Genomic DNA, 5,883 nt, shown 5'->3' on the forward strand with positions numbered 1-5,883 from the left:
GGGCCTCCCGGGTGCCCCCCCCGGCGCCGCTTGGCCCGCCACTACACAGGCAAACGCTTGCCGAGCATGGCTCGGCTCTACACAGGCAAACGCTTGCCGAGCATGGCTCGGCTCTACACAGGCAAACGCCTGCCGAGCATGGCTCGGCTCTACACAGGCAAACGCTTGCCGAGCATGGCTCGGCACTACGGAATGCAAAAAAAACGCCGGCTGTTGGCCGGCGTTTTTTATGTGCGTTGCTGCAGACCTCAGTGCTTGAGGTTGCGGCGCAGACGCTCCAGGGCTTGCAGCTGGGCCGTGATTTCCGCCAGCTTCTGCTGTGCCTCGGCCAGCTCCATGGCTTCGCCACGGTGGGCCAGCACGCGCTCTGCTTCTTCCTTGGCCTTGCGCACCGATGCTTCATCGATGTCGGTAGCGCGGATGGCGGTGTCGGCCAGCACGGTCACGACCTGCGGCTGTACTTCCAGGATGCCGCCGGAAATGGCGAAATCAAGGTGTTCCCCTGCAGCGGTGGTGACCACGACCTTACCCGGCTTCAGACGGGTGATCAGCGGTGCGTGCTTGGGCGCGATGCCCAGCTCGCCCAGCTCACCGGTGGCCACGACCAGGGTCGCTTCGCCGCTGAAGATCTGCTGCTCGGCACTGACGATGTCGCAACGGATGGTGCTCATGGATCTCTCTTCGCCTGGTTGGGTGGGCCTGCGCCCACCGCAGGTTGCCGCGTGGGCGGAGCGAACTCCGCCCTACGTGGAATTAGGCCTTTTCAGCCATCTTCTTGGCCTTCTCGACCGCTTCTTCGATGCTGCCGACCATGTAGAACGCCTGCTCCGGCAGGTGGTCGTACTCACCATCGACGATGGCCTTGAAGCCACGGATGGTGTCCTTCAGCGGCACGTACTTGCCCGGCGAGCCGGTGAACACTTCGGCCACGTGGAACGGCTGGCTGAAGAAGCGCTCGATCTTACGGGCGCGCGACACCGATTCCTTGTCTTCCTGGGACAGTTCGTCCATACCCAGGATGGCAATGATGTCCTTCAGTTCCTTGTACTTCTGCAAGGTCTGCTGGACGCGCTGTGCGGTGTCGTAATGCTCGGTACCAATGACCTGCGGGTCCATCTGGCGCGAGGTCGAATCCAGCGGATCCACGGCCGGGTAGATACCCAGCGAGGCGATCGAACGCGACAGGGTCACGGTCGAATCCAAGTGGGCGAACGTGGTGGCCGGCGACGGATCGGTCAAGTCATCGGCGGGCACGTAGACGGCCTGGATCGAGGTGATCGAGCCGGACTTGGTCGAGGTGATGCGCTCCTGCAGGACGCCCATTTCCTCAGCCAGGGTCGGCTGGTAACCCACTGCCGACGGCATACGGCCGAGCAGTGCCGACACTTCGGTACCGGCCAGGGTGTAGCGGTAGATGTTGTCGACGAACAGCAGCACGTCCTTGCCGCGGCCGCTGGCGTCCTTCTCATCACGGAAGTACTCCGCCATGGTCAGGCCGGTCAGGGCGACGCGCAGACGGTTGCCCGGCGGCTCGTTCATCTGGCCGTACACCATCGCGACCTTATCAAGGACGTTGGAGTCCTTCATCTCGTGGTAGAAGTCGTTGCCCTCACGGGTACGCTCACCCACGCCGGCAAACACGGACAAGCCGCTGTGTGCCTTGGCGATGTTGTTGATCAGTTCCATCATGTTGACGGTCTTGCCGACGCCGGCGCCGCCGAACAGGCCGACCTTGCCGCCCTTGGCGAACGGGCACATCAGGTCGATGACCTTGATGCCGGTTTCCAGCAGCTCGGTCGAGGAAGACTGGTCTTCATACGACGGCGCAGCGCGGTGGATTTCCCACGTGTCCGAAGCCTGCACTGGGCCGGCTTCGTCGATCGGGCGACCCAGCACGTCCATGATGCGGCCCAGGGTGCCAGCGCCGACCGGCACCGAGATGGCGCGGTTGGTGTTGGTGGCAACCAGGCCACGCTTCAGGCCGTCGGTGGAGCCCAGCGCGATGCAACGGACAACGCCGTCGCCGAGCTGCTGCTGCACTTCCAGCGTGATTTCGGTGTTGTCGACCTTCAGCGCGTCGTACACCTTCGGCACATCGCTGCGCGGGAATTCGACGTCGACGACCGCGCCGATGATCTGAACGATCTTGCCCTGACTCATTGCTGCATCCTCTAAATGTGTGCTGTTGACTGCGCGCGTTAAACCGCTGCCGCGCCGCTGACGATTTCGGAGATTTCCTGGGTGATCGCTGCCTGGCGGGCCTTGTTGTAGACCAGCTGCAGGGTTCCGATCATCTTGTTCGCGTTGTCGCTTGCCGCCTTCATCGCCACCATGCGAGCTGCGTGCTCGGAGGCAACATTCTCCAGCACCGCCTGATACACCAACGATTCGATATAGCGGGTGATCACGTGCTCAAGCACGGTTGCTGCGTCGGGCTCGTACAGGTAATCCCAGTCGTGCGAAGCCACCTGCTTTTCAGCAGCCGGCAACGGCAGCAGCTGGTCGAAGCTGGCCTTCTGCGTCATCGTGTTGATGAAGCGGTTGTACACCAGGTAGACGCGGTCAACCTTGCCTTCGGTGTAGGCATCGAGCATGACCTTGATCACGCCGATCAGCGTTTCCAGCTTGGGCTGGTCGCCGATGTTGGCCACCGAGGCGGCCATGTTGACGTTGACACGACGGAAGAACGCGCCGGCCTTCTGGCCAACGGTCACCACGTCGATCTCCGCGCCCTTGTCCTGCCACTCGCGCATTTCCGTAACGGTCTTGCGGAACAGGTTGTTGTTCAAGCCGCCAGCCAGACCGCGATCAGACGAGATCACGATGTAGCCCACGCGCTTGACCTGCGCGCGTTCCACCAGGAACGGATGCTGGTAGTCGGTGCTGGCCTGGGCCAGGTGACCGATCACCTGCTTCATCGCCTGCGCGTACGGACGCGAGGTCTTCATCCGATCCTGCGCTTTGCGGATCTTGGAGGCCGAGACCATTTCAAGCGCGCGCGTCACCTTGCGGGTGTTCTGCACGCTCTTGATCTTGGTTTTGATTTCGCGTCCGCTTGCCATCTTTTATTCCCGTGGCGCGAGGTCGAACCCCGCGTTTGCCGTACAGCGGAGCCAGGCTCCGCTGCTTTCAGTCGTGCGGAGCAGGGCTCCGCACTACAGGACTGGTATTACCAGGTGCCGGTGCTCTTGAAATCGGCGATGCCCTTCTTGAAGGCAGCTTCGATCTCGTCGTTCCAGCCACCGGTGGCGTTGATCTTGCTGATCAGCTCGCCTGCGGTGTTGGCAAAGTGCGCATGCAGGCCGGCTTCGAAACCGAGCAGCTTGTTGACCGGCACGTCGTCGAGGAAGCCCTCGTTGACGGCGTAGATCGACAGTGCCTGGTCGGCAATCGACATCGGCGCGTACTGCTTCTGCTTCATCAGCTCGGTGACGCGCTGACCGCGCTCCAGCTGCTTGCGGGTAGCTTCGTCCAGGTCCGAGGCGAACTGCGCGAACGCAGCCAGCTCACGGTACTGGGCCAGCGAGATACGAATACCGCCGGACAGCTTCTTGATGATCTTGGTCTGGGCAGCACCACCAACGCGCGACACCGAGATACCGGCGTTGACGGCCGGACGGATACCCGCGTTGAACAGATCGGTTTCCAGGAAGATCTGGCCGTCGGTGATCGAGATCACGTTGGTCGGAACGAAGGCGGAAACGTCGCCAGCCTGGGTTTCGATGATCGGCAGTGCGGTCAGCGAACCGGTCTTGCCGGTGACGGCGCCGTTGGTGAACTTCTCCACGTACTCTTCCGACACGCGAGCTGCGCGCTCGAGCAGGCGGGAGTGCAGGTAGAACACGTCACCCGGGTAGGCTTCGCGGCCCGGCGGGCGCTTCAGCAGCAGCGAGATCTGGCGGTAGGCAACAGCCTGCTTGGACAGATCGTCGTACACGATCAGGGCGTCTTCGCCGCGATCCATGAAGTACTCACCCATGGTGCAGCCGGAGTAGGCGCTGATGTACTGCATCGCTGCCGATTCGGAAGCGGTGGCAGCCACGACCACGGTGTGGGCCAGGGCGCCGTTCTCTTCCAACTTGCGCACGATGTTGGCAACGGTCGAGGCCTTCTGGCCGATCGCTACGTACACGCACTTGATGCCGGTGCCCTTCTGGTTGATCACCGCATCGATCGCCATCGCGGTCTTGCCGGTCTGACGGTCACCGATGATCAGCTCGCGCTGGCCACGGCCGATCGGGATCATCGCATCGACCGACTTGTAACCGGTCTGCACCGGCTGGTCGACCGACTTGCGCCAGATCACGCCCGGAGCAACACGCTCCACCGGCGCGGTCAGCGAGGTGCCCAGCGGGCCCTTGCCGTCGATCGGCTCGCCCAGCGCGTTGACCACGCGGCCGAGCACTTCCGGACCCACCGGCACTTCCAGGATGCGGCCGGTGGTCTTGGCCACGTCGCCTTCGCGCAGGTTCTGGTAATCACCCAGGACCACGGCGCCGACCGAGTCGCGCTCCAGGTTCAGGGCCAGGGCGTAGGTGTTGTTCGGCAGTTCGATCATTTCGCCCTGCATCACGTCGGCCAGACCGAAGATGCGCACGATACCGTCGGACACGCCGGTGACGGTGCCTTCGTTGCGCGATTCTGCGGACAGGGCGACCTTCTCGATGCGGGTCTTGATCAGTTCGCTGATTTCAGAGGGGTTGAGCGTGGTAGCCATCGTCAAGTCCTAGTGCCGGCAATCAAGCCGACGTTAAATTGAATTCAGTGGGCGAGCGCAGACTGCAGGCGCGACAGCTTGCCTTTCAGCGAGCCGTCGATCACCACGTCACCGGCGTCGATCACGGCGCCGCCGATCAGCGAAGCGTCAACCGCGGTCGATACCTCGACCTCGCGGCCGAAGCGCTTGCACAGCGCAGCCTTGATCTTTTCCAGCTCGTCAGCGGACATCTGCGTGGCCGAGGTCACGGTGGCTTTCACCACGTGTTCGGCTTCGGCGCGCAACTGCTCGAACAGACCGGCGATTTCCGGCAGCTGCTGCAGACGGCGCGACTGCGCCAGCAGGCTCAGGAAACGGCCGTAGTTTTCGTCCGCCGCTTCCGGAGCCAGCAGCGCGACGGCGTCGCCGCGTGCCAGTTCCGGATTCGACAGCAAGGCCGACACGCGCGGATCGGCAGCAACGCGGGCGGAGAACGCAAGCGCGTCCGACCACGGCGCGAACTTGCCTTCGTCACGCGCAATCGCAAAGGCGGCGCGGGCGTACGGGCGGGCAAGCGTGAGGGCCTGGCTCATCTCAGATCTCCGCAGCCAGCTCGTCGAGCAGCGCCTTGTGGGCGTTGGCATCGATTTCGCGCTTGAGCAGCTTTTCGGCGCCGGTCACGGCCAGAGCAGACACCTGCTTGCGCAGATCTTCACGGGCACGGTTGGCGGCAGCGTCGATTTCAGCCTGGGCCAGGTCTTTCTGGCGGTTGGCTTCGGCGATGGCTTCGTTCTTGGCAGCTTCAACGATCTGGTTCGCACGGGCGTGAGCCTGGTCGATGATCTCGTTGGCTTTGCCGCGCGCTTCTTTCAGCGCCTCGTTGACCTTTACTTCCGCCTGCGCCAGATCTTTCTGGCTGCGGTCGGCAGCGGCCAAGCCTTCAGCGATCTTCTGCTGGCGCTCTTCAATGGCCTTCAACAACGGCGGCCAGATCTTGGTCGCGATGATCCAGATCAGCAAGGCAAAGGCCAGGGCCTGTGCAAAGAGAGTGAGATTGATATTCATGATTAGCTCGATCGCTGGTGTCGGGGGGTGGTTTCGCCGCCCGCGCGACCCCACCCAAACAAAAACCCCAAAAGGGGGGCCACCACCACCCCCCCCCCACCCAAAAAAAGGAAACCCCAGCC

The 5,883-nt window shown here is 63.0% G+C and carries 6 protein-coding genes; all 6 read right to left on the reverse strand.

Features of this window, described 5'->3' with window-relative positions:
• Window positions 1-248: 248 nt before the first annotated feature.
• The 6 genes from ABE493_RS19125 to ABE493_RS19150 all read right to left on the reverse strand — a co-directional run bounded on the left by ABE493_RS19125 (window position 249) and on the right by ABE493_RS19150 (window position 5,761).
• Window positions 249-671: a F0F1 ATP synthase subunit epsilon gene (locus tag ABE493_RS19125; RefSeq protein ID WP_062167007.1), complete on the reverse strand. Its 423-nt coding sequence runs from the start codon at window positions 669-671 to the stop codon at window positions 249-251.
• An 82-nt stretch (window positions 672-753) separates the two neighbouring features.
• Window positions 754-2,160 carry a F0F1 ATP synthase subunit beta gene (gene atpD / locus ABE493_RS19130; protein ID WP_346500947.1) on the reverse strand — a complete coding sequence of 469 codons (1,407 nt, stop codon included), beginning with the start codon at window positions 2,158-2,160 and terminating at the stop codon, window positions 754-756.
• Window positions 2,161-2,198: 38 nt separating this feature from the next.
• Window positions 2,199-3,062, reverse strand: coding sequence for a F0F1 ATP synthase subunit gamma (gene atpG / locus ABE493_RS19135; RefSeq protein WP_346500949.1), 864 nt, complete (start codon window positions 3,060-3,062; stop codon window positions 2,199-2,201).
• Window positions 3,063-3,169: 107 nt separating this feature from the next.
• Entirely contained in the window at window positions 3,170-4,717 is a 1,548-nt protein-coding gene (gene atpA, locus ABE493_RS19140) for a F0F1 ATP synthase subunit alpha (protein ID WP_346500950.1), read from the reverse strand.
• A gap of 44 nt (window positions 4,718-4,761) precedes the next feature.
• Entirely contained in the window at window positions 4,762-5,289 is a 528-nt protein-coding gene (locus ABE493_RS19145) for a F0F1 ATP synthase subunit delta (RefSeq protein ID WP_346500952.1), read from the reverse strand.
• Between the two features lies 1 nt (window position 5,290).
• Window positions 5,291-5,761, reverse strand: coding sequence for a F0F1 ATP synthase subunit B (locus ABE493_RS19150; RefSeq protein WP_057626863.1), 471 nt, complete (start codon window positions 5,759-5,761; stop codon window positions 5,291-5,293).
• Between the last annotated feature and the right edge of the window lie 122 nt (window positions 5,762-5,883).

Origin of the sequence: Stenotrophomonas terrae, from assembly GCF_039674165.1 — a bacterium.
GTDB classification, from domain to species: Bacteria; Pseudomonadota; Gammaproteobacteria; order Xanthomonadales; family Xanthomonadaceae; genus Stenotrophomonas; species Stenotrophomonas terrae_A.

Coding starts and splice junctions, on each gene's coding strand:
- ABE493_RS19125 (WP_062167007.1), bottom strand. CDS start 671: ATGAGCACCATCCGTTGCGACATCGTCAGTGCCGAGCAGCAGATCTTC.
- atpD (WP_346500947.1), bottom strand. CDS start 2,160: ATGAGTCAGGGCAAGATCGTTCAGATCATCGGCGCGGTCGTCGACGTC.
- atpG (WP_346500949.1), bottom strand. CDS start 3,062: ATGGCAAGCGGACGCGAAATCAAAACCAAGATCAAGAGCGTGCAGAAC.
- atpA (WP_346500950.1), bottom strand. CDS start 4,717: ATGGCTACCACGCTCAACCCCTCTGAAATCAGCGAACTGATCAAGACC.
- ABE493_RS19145 (WP_346500952.1), bottom strand. CDS start 5,289: ATGAGCCAGGCCCTCACGCTTGCCCGCCCGTACGCCCGCGCCGCCTTT.
- ABE493_RS19150 (WP_057626863.1), bottom strand. CDS start 5,761: ATGAATATCAATCTCACTCTCTTTGCACAGGCCCTGGCCTTTGCCTTG.